The 17,730-nt window shown below is 69.5% G+C and carries 13 protein-coding genes and 3 pseudogenes; 8 read left to right on the top strand and 8 right to left on the bottom strand.

Annotated elements, in window-relative coordinates:
• Position 1: 1 nt before the first annotated feature.
• Positions 2-556, bottom strand: a complete 555-nt coding sequence (locus SSBG_RS29055) for a 2OG-Fe(II) oxygenase family protein (protein WP_158677826.1) — start codon at positions 554-556, stop codon at positions 2-4.
• A 370-nt stretch (positions 557-926) separates the two neighbouring features.
• Between SSBG_RS29055 and SSBG_RS29050 the strand changes: the two genes are divergently transcribed.
• Positions 927-2,420 (top strand): MFS transporter, encoded by a 1,494-nt coding sequence (locus tag SSBG_RS29050; RefSeq protein WP_008749594.1) that lies wholly within the window; start codon positions 927-929, stop codon positions 2,418-2,420.
• Entirely contained in the window at positions 2,417-3,034 is a 618-nt protein-coding gene (locus tag SSBG_RS29045) for a TetR/AcrR family transcriptional regulator (protein ID WP_037870870.1), read from the top strand. Before SSBG_RS29050 ends, SSBG_RS29045 begins: the two co-directional genes overlap by 4 nt.
• Before the next feature lie 261 nt (positions 3,035-3,295).
• Here SSBG_RS29045 and SSBG_RS29040 read toward each other — a convergent pair whose 3' ends face one another.
• Together SSBG_RS29040 and SSBG_RS29035 are read right to left on the bottom strand one after the other, a co-directional pair.
• Positions 3,296-3,859, bottom strand: coding sequence for an EF-hand domain-containing protein (locus tag SSBG_RS29040; RefSeq protein WP_008749592.1), 564 nt, complete (start codon positions 3,857-3,859; stop codon positions 3,296-3,298).
• Positions 3,856-5,520: an aldehyde dehydrogenase family protein gene (locus tag SSBG_RS29035; protein WP_234010694.1), complete on the bottom strand. Its 1,665-nt coding sequence runs from the start codon at positions 5,518-5,520 to the stop codon at positions 3,856-3,858. Before SSBG_RS29035 ends, SSBG_RS29040 begins: the two co-directional genes overlap by 4 nt.
• 739 nt (positions 5,521-6,259) lie before the next feature.
• Between SSBG_RS29035 and SSBG_RS29030 the strand changes: the two genes are divergently transcribed.
• Positions 6,260-6,469 (top strand): hypothetical protein, encoded by a 210-nt coding sequence (locus SSBG_RS29030; protein ID WP_234010693.1) that lies wholly within the window; start codon positions 6,260-6,262, stop codon positions 6,467-6,469.
• Positions 6,466-7,287, top strand: a complete 822-nt coding sequence (locus tag SSBG_RS29025; RefSeq protein ID WP_078491436.1) for an IS3 family transposase — start codon at positions 6,466-6,468, stop codon at positions 7,285-7,287. Before SSBG_RS29030 ends, SSBG_RS29025 begins: the two co-directional genes overlap by 4 nt.
• 122 nt (positions 7,288-7,409) lie before the next feature.
• Here SSBG_RS29025 and SSBG_RS29020 read toward each other — a convergent pair whose 3' ends face one another.
• The gene (locus tag SSBG_RS29020) at positions 7,410-8,708 is read right to left on the bottom strand and encodes an IS256 family transposase (protein WP_037870866.1); all 1,299 of its coding nucleotides are present in this window, start codon (positions 8,706-8,708) and stop codon (positions 7,410-7,412) included.
• A gap of 39 nt (positions 8,709-8,747) precedes the next feature.
• On the opposite strand from SSBG_RS29020, the pseudogene SSBG_RS36270 reads away from it, so the two are divergent.
• Positions 8,748-8,873 (top strand): annotated as a pseudogene (locus SSBG_RS36270) (IS5/IS1182 family transposase); the annotation flags it as partial.
• A 59-nt stretch (positions 8,874-8,932) separates the two neighbouring features.
• Here the strand turns inward: SSBG_RS36270 and SSBG_RS29015 are convergent.
• Positions 8,933-9,151: a hypothetical protein gene (locus tag SSBG_RS29015; protein ID WP_031031882.1), complete on the bottom strand. Its 219-nt coding sequence runs from the start codon at positions 9,149-9,151 to the stop codon at positions 8,933-8,935.
• Between the two features lie 268 nt (positions 9,152-9,419).
• Between SSBG_RS29015 and SSBG_RS29010 the strand changes: the two are divergent.
• Together SSBG_RS29010 and SSBG_RS31855 are read left to right on the top strand one after the other, a co-directional pair.
• Positions 9,420-10,710: pseudogene (locus tag SSBG_RS29010) on the top strand (IS256 family transposase).
• Between the two features lie 41 nt (positions 10,711-10,751).
• Positions 10,752-10,910 (top strand): annotated as a pseudogene (locus tag SSBG_RS31855) (transposase); the annotation flags it as partial.
• Between the two features lie 87 nt (positions 10,911-10,997).
• On the opposite strand, the gene SSBG_RS29005 reads toward SSBG_RS31855, so the two are convergent.
• From SSBG_RS29005 to SSBG_RS28990, 3 genes are all read right to left on the bottom strand, one after another.
• Positions 10,998-11,933 carry a transposase family protein gene (locus tag SSBG_RS29005; RefSeq protein WP_008744639.1) on the bottom strand — a complete coding sequence of 312 codons (936 nt, stop codon included), beginning with the start codon at positions 11,931-11,933 and terminating at the stop codon, positions 10,998-11,000.
• Positions 11,934-12,021: 88 nt separating this feature from the next.
• Positions 12,022-13,232, bottom strand: a protein-coding gene (locus SSBG_RS29000; RefSeq protein WP_086023026.1) for an IS3 family transposase whose coding sequence is annotated in 2 segments (ribosomal slippage) — positions 12,022-12,941 and positions 12,941-13,232 — 1,212 coding nt in all. Because the reading frame shifts where the segments join, the coding sequence is not laid out codon by codon here.
• A 114-nt stretch (positions 13,233-13,346) separates the two neighbouring features.
• The gene (locus SSBG_RS28990; RefSeq protein ID WP_008749587.1) at positions 13,347-14,261 is read right to left on the bottom strand and encodes a transposase family protein; all 915 of its coding nucleotides are present in this window, start codon (positions 14,259-14,261) and stop codon (positions 13,347-13,349) included.
• Positions 14,262-14,674: 413 nt separating this feature from the next.
• Here SSBG_RS28990 and SSBG_RS28985 point away from each other — a divergent pair.
• Positions 14,675-17,730 (top strand): discoidin domain-containing protein (locus SSBG_RS28985; protein WP_037870863.1); only part of this gene is annotated, 3,056 nt, incomplete at its 3' end.

Here is a 17,730-nt window from a genome sequence, read left to right as displayed (position 1 = left end):
GTCACTTCACCTCACCGGCGGACGCGGGAACGACGGCAATGCTGACCGTGTGGCGACCGGCGTGGTCGGCCCGCCAGGAGGTGACCCAGTGCACGCAGCCCGGCCGGATCGGCATCACGGAAACGCTGTTGAATCGGGGCGGCATCAGATGCTCACGGCCCTCCTCGTCCCGGAAGCCGAGGACACCACCGTCGCCCTCTCGGTAGCCCGGGTCCAGGTACAAGTTGAGGACGAACAAGGTGTCCGACTCGGCGTCGGAGTGCTCGCCGAGCGTGTCGCCGCGCCGGTAGCGCGCGAACTCGACGTTGGTGGTCAGCGGCCGCCCCGGGGCCGTCCACCTCTTCAGCAGATCGCGTAGGGCCGGGCCCATGCCGGCGAAGACGAAGAAGTCCGAGAGCCGGGCACGGTGCTTGGCCGGGTAGGCCGAGCCCTCGTCGAACAGTGCCGGGATGTCCCGCGCCACGTCACGGACGGCGGCCCGCTCCTGCGGGGCCGCGGCCTGCCACTCCTGCGGTGTCACCGGCCGGGTGGCGAGCCGGTCCGGGTTCCGACGCAAGCCTGGTACCACGAGAACGAACCGCGCCCCGGAGCCTCCGTCATCGGCGACCGGCTTCGCATCCGGCCGCGCTGAGCACACGGGGAGATTCTGATGGGCTCCGGCGCGAACAAAACCACGCCCGAGGTGCCCGCCCTGACCGGTCGCTCCCGTGACGTGCAGCGGGCCGTGCCCAAGGCTGTGTGACCGTCGTTTCGGACCCTCACACCGCCCACCTGGATCTCGCGGGCGCGCGGGACGCCGCGATGATCCGCTCCCTCGATGCTGAGGCGTTCCTACGACGGACGCGCGAGGAGGGATTATCATCAAGCGTAGACATCGCATGTAGACGTCGGGTGGTGATCCTTCGGGCCGCCAAGTGAGGAGCGAGATGGAGCCGGCACGGCTGCGGGCGCTGGTGCCCTGCTTGACATTCATCTGCCTGGTCACGGCGGTGATCGGCAGCCTCGGAGCCCCACTGATCCCCTCCATCGCGGCGATGGACCACGTGTCGGTGACCGACGCGCAGTGGTCACTGACGATCACACAACTGGTGGCGGCGGTGGCGACTCCGGTGATGGGGAGGTTCGGCGACGGACCGCACCGCAGGACCGTGATCGTCGGCGCACTCGCGCTGGTTGTCGTCGGCTGCGTCCTGGCCGCGCTACCGCTGGGCTTTGCGACGCTGCTGGTGGGCCGTGCGCTTCAGGGCGTCGGGCTGGGACTCACACCGCTGACCATCGCCGTGGCCCGGGACGTGCTGCCCATCGGGCGGGCCGTGCCGGTAATAGCGCTGCTTTCCATAACAGCGGTGACAGGTGTGGGCCTGGGCTATCCGCTCACCGGTCTGGTGGCCCAGTGGGGAGGCGTGCGGGCTGCCTACTGGCTCGGGGCGGTGGCCAGCGCACTGGGCCTGGCCGCCGCGGCGTGGGCCGTGCCGGCCCCACGGCACCGGGCCCCCGCTCCGCTGGACGTCCTCGGAGCGGTGCTGCTGACCGCTGGCACCGCGTCGCTGCTGGTGGCGATCAGCGAAGGCGAGAGCTGGGGCTGGATCTCCCCGCGTGTCGATGGCATGATCGTCGCGTCCCTGCTGCTGTTCACCGTGTGGGTGGTGTGGGAACTGCGAACCGCTCATCCGCTGGTCGCGCTGCGCTTGGTGCGTGACAGATCGGTGATGACCGCGAGCGCGGCGGCGGTCCTGGCAGGCGTGGGCATGTACCTGCTGCTGTCCACCGTGACCAGGCTGGTGCAGACGCCCTCCTCGACGGGCTACGGGCTGGGGCAGACGGTGGTCGTGGCCGGTTTGGCGCTGACCCCCTTCTCTGTGGGCAGCTTCCTGGCCAACCGGCTCACCCCGGTACTGGTGCGCCGGACCTCGCCGCGGACCGTGCTTCCGATGAGCTGCCTGATCCTGCTCGCCGCGATGGCGATGTTCACCTTGTGGCGGGAGAACATGACGCAGATCGTGGTGGTCATGTTCGTCGCCGGCCTGGGCGTCGGGATCATTTTCGCGGTGATTCCCGGTTTCCTCGTCCGCGCGGTTCCGTCCCACGAGACCGGCAGCGCGATGAGCTTCAACCAGGTGCTGCGGTACATCGGTTACGCGGTCGGCAGCGCGTTGAGCGCAGCCGTGCTGGAGGGGCACACCCACGCGGGGGCGGCGTACCCCACTTCCAGCGGCTACACCACCGTGGGACTGCTCAGCTGCGTCGTGTGGCTCGCCAGCGCTGTGGTGGCCGTGCTCGTGCCGCTGCGCCGCGGCGGCAAGCGGACAATAACGACCGTCCCGTCCCCGGAACACGTAGGGTCGGTGGCGGAGGCCACACCGCCGTCGTTGGAGCCGGGGCCGGTACTGAGCGGACTCGACGAAAGGCCTGCGGAATGAGCGCGACGAACCCGACTGAAGCGGGCCAGCCGAGACGGGACTCCGCAGGCAGCCGCGACAGGCTGCTGAAGGCCGCGAGCGAACTGTTCGCCGAGCACGGCTACGACCGCACCACCGCGCGGGCCATCGGCAGGCGCGCCGGTGTCGACCCGGCGATGATCGCCCGCTACTTCGGTGGCAAGGCGCAGCTCTACATCGCCACGCTACGTATGGGCGACGGCTCCCTCGAAATCGTCGATCTGCTCCACCCCGGCCGGATCGCGGTCATTCTCGACCTCACCCGGCGGCACGGTCCCAACCCCATCTACCAAGTCGCCGTCCGTCCCCACGAGGACCCGGCGGGCCAGCTGGCCACCCGCGCCGAGCTCCACCGCCGTGTGGTCGAACCGCTGCGCCGCCGCCTTTCGGCGGAAGGCGCGGACCAGCCGGAGCTGCGCGCCGAACTCATCTCCGCCGCCTTCATCGGCGTCGTCCTGGCCCGTGGTTCCGGTGCCTTCGACCACCTCCCCGACGTATCGGACGAGCGATTGAGCGCGCTGCTCCTGGAAATGCTGACTCCTGGACCCCCACAGCCGAAGCGGGCGGGCGGCCAGGAGCCCGATACCGCCGACTGAGTGGCCGCGGCGGTGGCCGTGCGTGTAGGGATCACGCCGGACCATGTCCGGTCCTGGACATTCCGTCAGCACAGGTGGCCATGTGTGCGCGCGGAGAGCCGGGCGGGGGCCGCCGTCGGCGAGCAGCCGAAGGGCGAGGCGGGCGCCGCTCGCACGGGGTGTTCCGAGGTCCGCACGCCGGCTTCCGCCGGCCGGGAGCGCAAGCCCCTTGCGTGGGTCGGCGCGGCTGCGGTCGGCTCGGCCCGGCGCGCGGTCAGGCGTTCAGGCCACCGGTCCGTAGAGCCAGTTGCCCGCCGCCTCGGACTCGGGGCTGACGTAGTACTGGCGGATGGCGACGAGAAGTTCGTCGGCGCTCAGCCGGCCGTCCCCGTCCCCGTCCAGTTTCCGGAACGCGGTGGCCCGGTCGGCGGGCGCGGTGCCGAACACCTCCTGCCATGCCTGGAACTCGCTTTCGTTGACCTCTCCGTCGCCGTCGGTGTCGAGCAGCGCGCAAATCGCCTTGGCCAGGGGGAGCAGTGAGGTGTCGAAGCCCCCGGCCGGGGTGACGAACGCGCCGGTCATACCGGCGCGGTACTCCTCGGGGGAGATCCGCTGGTTCCCGTCCACGTCGGCGGCGGCCACCAAGGCGTCCCAGAACCGGGCCAGCCCGTCCATCAGGGTGGTGCCCTTGGGGGAGGTGGCGGGCTCACCGAACTTCGCCAGGAGCTGCGAACCGAGGGTGAGCAGGTCCTCGCGGTCGATCGAGCCGCTGCCGTCCGTGTCGAAATGCCCGAAGCAGACGTCGATCTTGCGGTGCAGCAGTGGAGTGCCGGAGGTCGTGGTCATGAGGTGTGCCTGCTTTCCTTGTCGGGTTTCGTGGCGCCGGGCTTTCGTGTCCCGGGCAGGGGGGTGGCTTCTTCCGGGTGCGGGGAAGGCTGCTGGAGGCCGGCCGCTCCGAGGTGATCGAAGTGGTCCTCGGCGCCGGTGCCGATGCTGATGCCCTGGAGCCGGGTGGTGCGTAGCAGCGGGATGTTGGCCTCGCCGAACACTCCGCCGGACAGGCCGGTGCCGCCGATGATGGGAAGGACCGGCAGGGTGCCGATGTGGCTGTCGTTGACCTTCAGCACGCCTCCGTTGGTCACCTCACCGGTGAACCTGTGGATGACGGCCGGGTCCCGGGCCCACAAGGAGTTGCGCAGTCCGTACCGGTTGGCGTTGACGAACGCGAGGAAGGCGTCCAGTAGCGCGGCGTCCTCCCGATCCCCGGGGCCGGCAGGACCCCCGCCTGTTGTTCCGTGCCCGGGGTCTGCGGGCCGCGACGCGTCCAAAGCGCTCTCGGGCACGATGAGGCACATCAGCGGGTAAAACGTCTCCTCGGCCACCGCCCGCATCGTCGCGGCCTTCCGCAGCCCGCGTACCCGCAGCAGAATTGGTGTGATGAACGGTCCCCGAGAAGTCGGCCTGCCCTCCACATCGACGAGTTCGCCCCCGCAGAACAGTTCGGCGCCCTTGGACACGGCGTCGTCGAGCACGTCCTTGCACTCGGCGCGCTTGACCACGGGGGTGAGGACGACGTCGGGGTCCTCCGGCGGGCCCACACGCAACGCCGTCACCCGGCTCCGCAGCAGCGCGGTGAACTCGTCGGCCACCGCCGGGTGGACCAGGGCGAACTTTGGGGCGAGGCACAGCTGCCCGGATCCTTGGTACCGCTCCAGCGCGGCTTCGGCAGCCGACAGGAGATCGGCGTCCCGCCACACCACCAGGGCGTCGTTTCCGGCGAGCTCCATGATGGGCTTCTTGTCGTGCTCCAGACAGGACCTGGTCAGCTCGGCGCCCTGCCGGGAACCACCGAAGAAGAAGATGTCGTCACAGTCGGGCGAGTCGAGCCACGTGCGCAGCATGGGCCGGGCCGGCGCGCAGAGCACACTGAGCGTGCCGGGCGGCGCTCCGTACTCCGACAGCAGCGGATCGACCAGCTCGTGGAAGAGATAGGCGACGCTGAGCGGAACCGACGGCGGGGCGTTGACGATCAGCGCGTTGCCGCCCGCAAGGGTGGGAATCCCGGCGAGGGCAGTGGCCACCGGGGCGTTACGCGCCGGGTCGAGGCACACCACCCCGTCCGGCTTGCGCACCAGCCGTATCCGCCGGCCCGCCTGCGAGCCCTCCCACACCAGGGCGGACCGCGCATGGTCCAGCGAGTCCGGATGTGTCAGGTTCAGAACCGCCGACAGGGTCCAGTGGGCCACGCGCACAGGCTGCCCCTCGGACACCAGGACCCCGACGAACTCCTCAGCCCGCTCCCGGAGAAGCCGGTGAACCGCGTGGACGAATTCCAGCCGCCGACTCAGCGGGACCCGCGCCCAGACGGGCTGCGCCTGACGAGCCAGCGCCAGCGCCGCGAGCGCCTGCGCCCCGGTGGACCGCGCAACCCTCCCTGCGATCCGCGGGTCGGCCTGGTCCTCCGGGGTGGCGCGACCATGGTCGAGACGCGCCTTGAGCGCCAGCACGTCGTACGGCTCCCGCAGTATCGCGCTGCTCCTCGGCCAGTGCACCCAGCCCTCACCCAGCTCAGGCACACCACCGAGCAGGACCGGGTAAGTGGGCGGGAGCACACCGGCGGAACCGGAAGAACCGGCGGAACCTGAGGAAGGGGAAAGGGCCACGCCCCGAATTCTCGGCAGTCCTTCGCGGTGTCACCCCTGTACGCCCTGCGATTCATCTGATCGTGTGGCATTAACCCGTAGCAAGCTTAAATACCGTACCAAGGTGATTCAGACCCATCGGCATCCACATCTGATCACCATTCCCGCAGGTCACCCCCGTGATGTGTGAATGCGGTGCCGACGTCACCATCGCCCCAGCCGCATCCGCTCCGTCGCGCCGGCGGCGGCGGTCAGCATCGAAACAGCCCCCGAACCACGGCCCGTCCCGGAAGGTCCGCCCCCCCCACTCGCCACCCTGCGCCTGAGCCGATCCTGATACCGCCGAAAGACCTGTTGCGGGTACCGCCCACTGGGGCGCGGGCCGGCGTGCGTAGCCCGCAGGGCAGTCACGCGGGTCTGTCCAGTCAACGGCTGATGGGCCCTGACCCTGGAGTTTGGATGGTGGGGGTGAGGCGGCCTTCGAAGGCGATCTGGAAGGCGTTCAGCGGGGCCTTCCAGCGCATCGTCCAGCGGCGTCGGCCCGGTCGCGTTGTACCGGTCGCGTCCGGGAGCGACGATCAAGTCGGTCGCCGCCGATCTCGGAGTGAACACCGAGACGCTGCGGAACTGGATCCGGGCCGCCGACGGACGCCGCGCCGGTGCCCATTCCGCCCCCGCAACGGCACCGCAGCCTGCCGGTGACCCGGTTCAGGCGGAGCTGGCCGCCGCGCGCAAGAGGATCCGCGAGCTGGAGGAAGAACGCGACATCCTCCGCAAGGCGGCCCGGTATTTCGCGACGGAGACGCGCTGGTGAACCGCTGCCAGTTCGTTGAGGATCACCAGCGCCGATACGGCGTGAAGCGGCTCTGCGACATTCTCGGGATCGCCCGCTCGAGTTTCTATTACTGGCGTCGCACCGCCCCGGCTCGCATGGCCCGTCAGGCCGCTGACGACCGGCTCGCGGCCCGGATACGCAAGGCCCACAAGGAGTCCGACGGCACCTACGGAGTCCCGAGGATCACTGCCGAGCTCCGCGACGAGGGCGGCCAGGCGGTCAACCACAAGCGCGTTGCCAGGATCATGCGGACCATCGGCCTCGAAGGGGTCCGTCTGCGGCGCCGGCACCGCACCACCATCGCCGACCCGGCCACCGCGAAGGCCCCGGACCTGATCGGCCGCGACTTCACCGCGAAGGAGATCAACACCAAGTACGTCGGTGACATCACCTACTTGAGCGTCGGCGGCGGACGGTTCTGCTATCTCGCGACAGTGATCGACCTGTGCTCGCGCCGCCTGGCAGGCTGGGCGATCGCCGACCACATGCGCACCGAGCTCGTCATCGACGCCCTCGCCGCCGCGGAACGGACCCGCGGCAGTCTGAACGGGGCGATCATGCACACCGATCACGGAGCCCAGTACACCAGCGGGGCCTTCGCGGACGCCTGCCGCCGGGCCGGTGTCCTGCAGAGCATGAGCGCCGTCGGGTCCAGCGCGGACAACGCCGCCGCCGAATCGTTCAACGCCAGCTTTAAAAGGGAGACGTTGAAGGGCCGAAAGGGCTGGTCGAAACAGCCCCCGAACCACGGCCCGTCCCGGAAGGTCCGCCCCCCCCACTCGCCACCCTGCGCCTGAGCCGATCCTGATACCGCCGATCACCTACGAGATCACCGTCCACCCAACCTCAACTACCCTGGCCCGAGCCGCATAGACGTGTTCAAACTCCAGGGTCAAGGCCCGATCTTGGTTGTTGAGGTTCAGTGGGTGGTGGTGGGGGTGAGGCGGCCTTCGAAGGCGATCTGGAAGGCGTTCAGCGGGGCCTTCCAGCGCATCGTCCAGCGGCGTCGGCCCTTGCCTGTCGGGTCCAGGCTCATCAGCGCCATGTAGACGCACTTCAACGCGGCGGCCTCCGACGGGAAGTGACCGCGGGCCCGGACGGCCTCGCGGATGCGGGCGTTGACGCTCTCGATCGCATTCGTGCTGCAGATGACCTTGCGGATCTCGACGTCGAAGGACAAGAAGGGCACCATCTCGGCCCAGGCGTCCGACCACAGCTTGATCACAGCCGGATACTTGGAGCCCCACTTCTCGGAGAACTCCAGGAACCGCTCGGTCGCGGCGGCCTCGCTCGGCGCCGTGTAAACGGGCTTCAAGTCCTTGGCGACCCTGTCCCAGTCCTGCCGGGCGCGATAGCGGATGCTGTTGCGAATCAAGTGAACGATGCACGTCTGGACGACCGTGCGGGGCCAGACCGTCTCGACAGCGTCCGGCAGGCCTTTCAGTCCGTCGCAGACCAGCATGAGGACATCCTCAACTCCGCGATCCTTCAGCTCGGTGAAGACCTGGAGCCAGTGCTTGGCACCCTCGCCACCGTCACCGGCCCAGATGCCGAGAATGTCACGGGTACCCTCGACGGTGACGGCCATCGCCACGCAGATCGGCCGGTTAGCGACCTTGCCATCGCGAATCCTCACGTTGATGGCGTCTACGAAGACGACAGGGTAGACGCGATCGAGCGGACGCGACTGCCACTCGGCCATGCCCTCCATCACCGCGTCGGTGATCGTGGAGACAGTCTGCTTGGACACCTCCGCCCCGTACACCTCGGCCAGATGAGCCGATATCTCACCGTGGGTGAGGCCCTTCGCGGACAGCGACAGCACCATCTCATCCACACCGGTCAAACGGCGCTGCCGCTTCTTGACCAGCTGCGGCTCGAAGGTGCCGGCGGTGTCGCGGGGCACCTTCACCTCTACCGGCCCGACATCGGTCAACACGGTCTTGACCCGCGTGCCGTTACGGGAGTTGCCGCTGTTCCGGCCCGCCGCATCGTGCTTTTCACAGCCGACGTGGTCGGTGATCTCGCCCTCCAGGGCGGACTCCAGCACCCGCTCGGTCAGCCGCCGCAGCAGCCCGCCCTCCCCGGTCAGCTGAAGCCCATCGGAACGGGCACGGTCGACCAGCATGCCAATCAACTGCTCGTCCGACACCGCTTCCGCGGCCGACTCGACGACCGACTCCTCCACGGCCCCGTGCTCGGTGATGGTCTCACTCATCAGGCGACTCCTTGATCATCGGATCCGCCGTCTATTGGACACTCCCGCGACTACGAGCGGCTCATCCAGCACTCGGAAACGATCATCACCTGGGCCGCCATCACCCTTATGACCAGACGCCTGGCCATGAGCATGCGACGCCGTCACTCAGCAGGACCTGCGGCCGACGTCTGACGCGCCGGTGGGGCCGGCCACCGGCCGACCCCACCGGAACCAGCTGCCGGTCAGTCCTTCTCGTACTGCGCGAGTGCGAGTCCCAGGCCGAAGAACGTCGGCGCCCACTCACCCACGAAAATCCCCCACCGGTCAGCACGGTCCGTACCCGCTGCCTCTCCCTTGACCGACGCCGTCCACGACAGGAACGACAGCCCGATCGAGACCACAGCAGCCGTATAGGCGTGATCACTACGCAAACCCGCCTCGTGCAACTTCTTGATGATCATGACCAAACTCCTCTGACGGAGATCTGCAGACACTGCCACCGTCACCCCCGTCAGGCATATCCGCTCACTCCGCACCGCCAAACGGGTGACCCCAAAGACGGCGCTCACAGCCCTCGCCTTTGAAAACAGCTTCTCAGGCGGCAAGCACGCTGTGTGCGCGGTCGATGAAGTCGCGGGCGGCTGGCGTGGTGCGGTGCTGGCCGAGACGTTCCGCGAGGGAGGGACTGTAAAACGTTCGGTGTAACTCCCGATCATGGAAGATGCATCGATGACCAGCAACAACGTGACCAAGGCCGAGCCCGTCGAGCCGTCTGAGACGGTGCCGTCGAAGTCTGTGGACGACCGGCTGATCGACGAGTTGGTGGGCCGGGCTCAGGCGGAGGGCCTGCAGCTGACCGGCGAGGGCGGGCTGCTCCAGCAGCTGACCAAACGACTCCTGGAGTCGGCCCTCGAGGGCGAGATCACCGACCACCTCGGCTATGACAAGCACGACCCGGCGGGGAAGAACGGCGGCAACTCCCGCAACGGCACCCGCGCCAAGACCGTACTGACCGACGTGGGCCCGGTGGAGACAACCGTGCCCCGCGACCGCGAGGGCTCCTTCGAACCGAAGATCGTCAAGAAGCGCCAGAAGCGTTTGTCCGGCGTCGACGAGATGGTCATCTCACTCGCGGCGAAGGGCCTGACCACCGGCGAGGTCCAGGCCCACCTGGCCGAGGTCTATGGCGCCGACGTGTCGCGCCAGACGATCTCCACGATCACCGACAAGGTCCTCGAAGGCATGGCCGAATGGCAGAACCGGCCCCTGGACGCCGTCTACCCGGTCGTCTTCATCGACGCCATCCACGTAAAGATCCGCGACGGCGCGGTCGCCAACCGGCCCATCTACGTCGCCCTGGCCGTCACCGTCGAGGGCCGGCGGGACATTCTCGGGCTGTGGGCCGGCGACGGCGGCGAGGGCGCCAAGCACTGGATGCACATCCTCACCGAGATCAAGAACCGCGGCGTGAACGACGTCCTCATGCTCGTATGCGACGGGCTCAAGGGCCTGCCCGACGCGGTCGAGACCGTCTGGCCCCGCACCGTCGTGCAGACCTGCGTGGTCCATCTGCCGCGGAACTCCTTCCGCTATGCCGCCCGCCAGGACTGGGACAAGATCGCCAAGGTCCTCAAGCCCGTCTACACCGCGGCGACCGAGGACGCGGCCCTCGATCGGTTCGCGGAGTTCGCCGACGCATGGGGCAAGAAGTATCCGGCGACGTCAGGCTCTGGGAGAACGCGTGGGAAAAGTTCACCCCGTTCCTGCGCTTCGACATTGAGATCCGCCGCATCGTCTGCACCACCAACGCGATCGAGTCCGTCAACGCCAGGATCCGCCGGGCGGTGAAGCCCGGGGGCACTTCCCGAACGAACAGGCCGCCCTGAAGTGCGTCTACATGGCGATCATGTCGCTCGACCCGACCGGCAAGGGCCAGGCCCGCTGGACCATGCGCTGGAAAACCGCTCTCAACGCCTTCGACATCACCTTCGACGGCCGACTCTCCGCAGCCCGCCAGTAACCCTCAACAACCCTACTTACACCGCTCGTTTGACAGACCCCTGGTCACTCCTGCGACGTGGCTGGCTCTCCAACGTCGCCTTCAGCACCCCGCAACACCTCGTCCAGACCGTCCGGCGCGGCCTACGGCACATCCAGTACCGCAGCCACCTCATAGACGGCTGTCTCATCGAGACCGGCCTGACCATCCGACCCGCCTGACCAGCAACACGACATCCCGAGTTCAACCTCGGTAACGAACTGGTGCGTGATTGCGGTTGAGGCGTGTTTGCCTGATCAGGGGCGTGGTTACGCGTTGGCGGTTCGGTCGGAGACGAGGCCGGCGATGGCCCGGTAGGTGTCGGGCAGGGCCTCTCGCCGGTGCGTCCAGCGGGTCAGCTGTTTCCAGCGTTTGTGGTCGGCAAGCGCGTGCTCGACGGTGATGCGCTTCGATGAGTGTCGGTGCCGGGCCTCTTCTCTGGCGGCGTGCACGTGCGGCAAAGCGATCTTGTTTGGTTTTCTGGGCGGTGTGATCGCCTGGCCGGGGTGATCACGCCGGAGACCGAGGTAGCCGTCGTCCAGAAGCACTTCCACGTCCGGGAAGTGCTGGAAACAGGTTCCGATACCTTCGTTGCGTGTGGCGGTCGCATCGTGCATCCGGCCTGGCCGCAGGGCGTCGGTCCAGAGAGTGCGGCCCTGATGGTCGGCAACGACAGTGGCCTTCATCGTGTTCTGCTTCTTCTTGCCCGAGACGAACGCCCGGCGTCCGCCGCGGCCGGCTGCGGGCCGGCGGACCTGGATCTCGGTGGCATCCAGCCGCAGCTCGATGCCCTCGGCCTGGGCGTAGGCGAACACATCCGCCAGGGTCCGAAGCCGCAGGCCAGGACGGTCAGGGACCGCGCATCCGCGTTCGGCCAGGAGCCCGCGCATCTCTCCGACCGCGCGGGTAACGGTGGAACGGTCGACACCGGACAACAGGGCCAGGACGGAGTGCGGGAGATCGTGCCGCAGGTGAATCAGCGTGACGACCAGCCGGTCGACGAACACCAGCCGATGCCGGGCACCGGCCCCCGCCTCACGTTTCCTGGCCCCGCCGCGAGCCTCGTGACGACGCCCCTCAATCATGGCCTGCCACGGGCCAGCCAACTCCTCGACCAGGCAAGCCAGATGCTGCCGGGAGACACCGGTGAACAGCTGATGCGCGAGAACGTTCCGGTCGACCGTGATCACCACGGACTGGATCATCCCACCCTCGCGCGATCCCTCCCCAACCGCAATCACGCACCAGCTCGTAACGAACTGGTGGGGCCTTGACCCTGGAGTTTGAACACGTCTATGCGGCTCGGGCCAGGGTAGTTGAGGTTGGGTGGACGGTGATCTCGTAGGTGATCGGGGCTCGCTGGCCGAGCCGGGAATGACGGCGTCGGGTGTTGTAGCGGGACAGCCAGTGGAAGGCGTCGAGTCGTGCCTCGCGCTCGCTTGACCAGCCCTTTCGGCCCTTCAACGTCTCCCTTTTAAAGCTGGCGTTGAACGATTCGGCGGCGGCGTTGTCCGCGCTGGACCCGACGGCGCTCATGCTCTGCAGGACACCGGCCCGGCGGCAGGCGTCCGCGAAGGCCCCGCTGGTGTACTGGGCTCCGTGATCGGTGTGCATGATCGCCCCGTTCAGACTGCCGCGGGTCCGTTCCGCGGCGGCGAGGGCGTCGATGACGAGCTCGGTGCGCATGTGGTCGGCGATCGCCCAGCCTGCCAGGCGGCGCGAGCACAGGTCGATCACTGTCGCGAGATAGCAGAACCGTCCGCCGCCGACGCTCAAGTAGGTGATGTCACCGACGTACTTGGTGTTGATCTCCTTCGCGGTGAAGTCGCGGCCGATCAGGTCCGGGGCCTTCGCGGTGGCCGGGTCGGCGATGGTGGTGCGGTGCCGGCGCCGCAGACGGACCCCTTCGAGGCCGATGGTCCGCATGATCCTGGCAACGCGCTTGTGGTTGACCGCCTGGCCGCCCTCGTCGCGGAGCTCGGCAGTGATCCTCGGGACTCCGTAGGTGCCGTCGGACTCCTTGTGGGCCTTGCGTATCCGGGCCGCGAGCCGGTCGTCAGCGGCCTGACGGGCCATGCGAGCCGGGGCGGTGCGACGCCAGTAATAGAAACTCGAGCGGGCGATCCCGAGAATGTCGCAGAGCCGCTTCACGCCGTATCGGCGCTGGTGATCCTCAACGAACTGGCAGCGGTTCACCAGCGCGTCTCCGTCGCGAAATACCGGGCCGCCTTGCGGAGGATGTCGCGTTCTTCCTCCAGCTCGCGGATCCTCTTGCGCGCGGCGGCCAGCTCCGCCTGAACCGGGTCACCGGCAGGCTGCGGTGCCGTTGCGGGGGCGGAATGGGCACCGGCGCGGCGTCCGTCGGCGGCCCGGATCCAGTTCCGCAGCGTCTCGGTGTTCACTCCGAGATCGGCGGCGACCGACTTGATCGTCGCTCCCGGACGCGACCGGTACAACGCGACCGCGTCCGCCTTGAACTCGGCGGGGTAATGCTTCATCCCCACAGGGACTCCGTTCTCCTGGACCATCAAGATCCAAGTCTCTCCGGTGTCCAAACTCCAGGGTCAGGGCCCGTGCGTGATAGGGGGTGAGGTGTGTTTGCCTGATCAGGGCCGTTTTCAGATGCTGGTGTTGCGGTCGGAGACGAGGCCGGCGATGGCGCGGTAGGTGTCGGGCAGGCGGTCGCGGCGATGTGTCCAGCGGGTCAGTTGCTTCCAGCGTTTGTGATCAGCGAGGGCGTGTTCGACGGTGATGCGGTCGGACGAGTGGCCGTGGCGGTCGCGTCCCCGTTGTTCGACTCTGTCGGGCAGTGCTCCCGGCCGGGGTTTTCTCGGCGGCGTGATCGCCTGCCCGCGATGGTCGCGGCTCAGCCCCAGGTAGCCGTCGTCCAACAGGACCTCGACGTCGGGGAAGTGCTGGAAGCAGATGGCGATGCCTTCGTCGCGGGCGGCGGTGGCGTCGTGCATACGCCCAGGTCGTAGGGCATCGGTCCATAACGTGCGGCCCCGCCAGCCGGCGATCACGGTGGCCTTCATCGTGTTCTGCTTCTTCTTGCCCGAGACGAATGCGCGCCGGCCGCCGCGGCCGGCCGGTGGCCGGCGGACCTGGATCTCGGTGGCGTCCAGACGCAGCTCGACACCTTCGGCCTGGGCGTAGGCAAACACATCCGCCAGAGTCCGAAGCCGCAGGCCGGGACGGTCGGGAACCGCGCACCCCCGCTCCGCCAAGAGCGTGCGCACCTCTCCGATCGCCCGGGTGACCGTGGATCGGTCGACACCTGACAGCAGCCCCAGCACCGAGTGCGGCAGGTCGTGCCGCAGGTGGATGAGTGTGGCCACCAACCGGTCGACGAACACCAGCTGATGGCGGGCGCCGGCGCCTTCGGCCCGCTTGCGGGCCCCGCCTCGCACAGCATGGCGGCGACCCTCGACCCCGGCCTGCCACGGCTCGGCCAACTCTTCGACCAAGCACGCAAGATGACGCCGGGAGAGCCCCGTGAACAGTCGATGCGCCAGCACCGCCCGATTGACCATGATCGCCACAGCGGGATCATGCCATCCACGTGGCACGACACCTCACCCGCTATCACGCACCAACTCGTAAAGCACCACGCACCCCGACGAAACCCTCATCACCGACAGCGCCCACACACCGCGAAGGCACAGCCGCCCGGAAGTGAACGCCAGGGCAGCGCGGAGCCCGTGCCAGCCCGCGCCACTGCGAACCGCTCCGGCGCCCCCAATGAGCGGGCCATCGGCGGCAAGTCGTCGCTGCCCAGAGCTTGTTCGGGGATAGACGTCGCGGCACAGGCTTTTCCAGCCAACTCGCGGAGGGGGCTCGCGGCGCGAAACCCCCCGCTACGTCCCGGGGCAGACCCGTTGACTCCCGCCAGGAGGCGTGTCAAGAATGCGCCTTGACAACGTTGTCCAAACGGAAGGCCCCCGCCGTGTCGCCCGACCCCACCCACGTCCGCCGCCGACGCTTCCTCCAACTCCTCGCCGCCGGAGGCGCGCTGAGCGCTCTGCCCGTCGGCGCCGGAGCCGCGCAGGCGTCGGCCGCCGGGACCCGCGCCGGGACGGCCGCGACCCCCGACGACATCGCCGCCACCTACCTCCGTGTCCTCGCCCAGCACACCCGCTGGTCGGAGACGCAGTGGGACGCGGCCCGCGGCTATTACACGGACAAGGACTTCGGGTTCGCCGTCGTCCTGGGCAACGCCGTGCTCCTCACCCACGGCCGCTACGACAGCGGGCTGACCGGCGTGGACCGGGACACTCTGCGCAGCCGCACCCTCGCCACCCTGCGCCACTTCGCCGCGTCCAACCGTCTCAACGGCGGCGACCAGTGGGGCCGCACGCTCTTCTTCGACACCACCTTCCAGTCGTACTTCGTCATGGCGGCGAAGCTCCTGTGGTCCGAGCTGGACGAGACCACCCGCGGCCATGTCGACGGGCTCCTGCGCGGTCAGGCCGCCTACACGGAAGCTCTCGGCACCGGGGACGATCCGGCCTCGGGCTCCTGGACGCCGCACGGCCTCACCGGCGGCTTCGTGGGGGACACAAAGCTGGAGGAGATGGGCGTCTACACGCAGTCCCTCGCCCCTGCGCTGGCCTGGGCCGGTGACGACGCCCGCCACGCCGCGTGGAGTGAGCGCTTCGGCACCTGGTCGCGCAACGAGGCCGGGCTGCCGCCCGCCGACCTCGCCAACCCGGCGCTGGTGGACGGCGTGCCGGTCTCGGCCAACACCGCGCGCAACCTCTACGACACGTTCATCGTCGAGAACCACGGCTCCTTCGGCCCGCACTACCAGGAGGAGCTGTGGCGCACCTCGGGCCGCAACTCCTCGCACTTCCTCGCCGCGGGCAAGCCGCTGCCGGAGGTGCTGACGAAGCAGCCCAACGGCGACCCGCTGTGGCAGACCCTGCTCGGTGTCATGAGCGACGCGGGCGAGCCGCTGATGCCGATGGTCAACGACCGCGAGCATCTCTACGGGCGCGACGTCATCCCGCTCGCCTTCCTCGCGCGGGTCAAGGGAGACCGTGCCGCGGCCCGCGCTGAGGCCGAACTCGCGGCCCGTCTTGAGGCGTACCAGCAGTACGCGCCGCGCTACCGGCTCGCGAAGTTCTCCGGCGAGCCGAAGTACGAGCCCGAGGCGCGCGCCGAGATCGCCCTGAGCTACCTGCTGCACGTGTGGACGGCGCACACGACGGTGAGGCCGCTCTCCCGCGAGGAGTTCTTCGCGCGGGCGTCCGGGGTGCGGGACTTCGGCACCGGCCCCGGGCTCGTCTCGCACCAGTCCCCCGCGGCGTGGGCGGCGGCGGTGAGCAAGCCGGGGTTCGTGAAGTTCGCCTGGCAGCCGGCGCACGACGACTGGCTCTTCAAGCTGAGTGGCGGCACGCCGATGTTCCTGCCCTCGACGGCTGGCACGGTCTCGGGCCGGTCGGTGGAGACCTGGACGAAGGTGCGCGACGGTTTCGACGGCAGCGCGACGCTGTTCCGCCTCGACACCGGCTGGGCCGGGTTCACGACGCTGGGCTCGGGCGCGGTGGTCTACGCGAGCAGCGGCACGGCGGCGGCCGAGGGGCGTCTGGAGGTGTACAACCTGACCATGCCGGGGATGGCCGGGCTCGGCGGCTCCCGTACCTTCCGCTTCGCGGAGGGCTCGGTGAAGGTGGCGGCGCGGGACGGGGAGAGCGCGCCCGCGGCCGGCGGGCGTGTCGACACGCTCGACGTGCCGCGTACCGCGGTGCGGCACCTGCGGATGCAGGGGGTGCGGCCCGATCCGGCGTACGGCTACTCGCTGTTCGCCTTCGAGGCGCGCGCGGCGGCCGGTGGCGAGGACCTCGCGCGCGGGGGTACGGCGACGGCGTCGTCGTCGGCTCCGGGCATGGGGGCGGAGCGGGCGGTCGACGGTGACGGGGCGACGCGCTGGGCTGTGTCCGTCGCGGACCGCGAGCGGGCGGACAGCTGGCTCGCTGTCGACCTCGGTGCCGCGCGGGAGATCGCGGAGGTGACGCTGCGCTGGGAGGCGGCGGCCGGGCGCGGCTACCGCGTGCAGGGTTCGGCGGACGGGGAGCGGTGGGAGGACCTGGCCGTCTATCCCGAGGCGCGGGCCCGCAGTCATGGCGGCTGGCTCGACGTGGACGGCCGCGCCGGTCTCGTGGTGCGCGGCGCGGACCGCGAGCACCCCCTGTCCGTGTACGACGACGCGATCGTCCTGAGCGACGGTCCCGCCGCTCCCGTGGTGGTCGAGGGGTACCCGGCCGCCACGCCCGCCCGGCTGCGGGCGCTGGCGGCGCGGAAGGCGCCGTCGGCGGAGGACCCGCGGGTGCGGGCGGCGTACGTGGAGGAGCACCTGAGCCTCTTCAACTTCTCGGCCGAGGACGTGCGCACCCGGGTTTCGGTGCCGCAGGACGGTGCCGAGCGGTTGGTCTTCGCGGGAACGCAGACGGTGACGCGGGAGGGGGTCGTCCACGAGAGCGAGCTGCGCGGCGCGCGGGCGGTGCTGCTGGCGCCCCGGTTCACGCTGGCGCCGGTCTCGGGCCGGGCGCTGCCCGCCGGGCTGCGGGTGAGTGTCGAGGACGGGGCCACGGTGCGGCTCTCGGGGGCCTCCTGCCGGGTGCGGGTGCGCGCGCAGGGCAGGACCGCGGTGGTCTCGGTGCGTTCCGGCGGCCGGCCGGTCGTGGTGCGGCTGCGCGGGGCGGCCGCCCATCCGGCGGACGATCTGGCGCTGGGCCGGACGGTGTTCCCCACGAGTCCGCTGCCGGCGGGCATGTCGGACCCGGCCGCGGCCGTCGACGGGGACGCGGACAGCGCGTGGCGGCCGGGGAAGGACGGCCGTCTGGTCGTGGACCTCGGCGCGGCGCTCGCGGTGCGGGAGGTCGAGGCCGAGTGGACCGGTGGCGACATCCCGGGCCTGCGGGTGGAGGGCAGTGCCGACGGCATCACGTACCGGGACTGGGGGCGCCTCGCGGGGCGTGGCCGTACGCGGGCGTTGCGCGT

The organism is Streptomyces sp. SPB074 (assembly GCF_000154905.1).
Taxonomy (GTDB): Bacteria; Actinomycetota; Actinomycetes; order Streptomycetales; family Streptomycetaceae; genus Streptomyces.
This window is presented reverse-complemented; position numbering and strand designations above follow the sequence as displayed.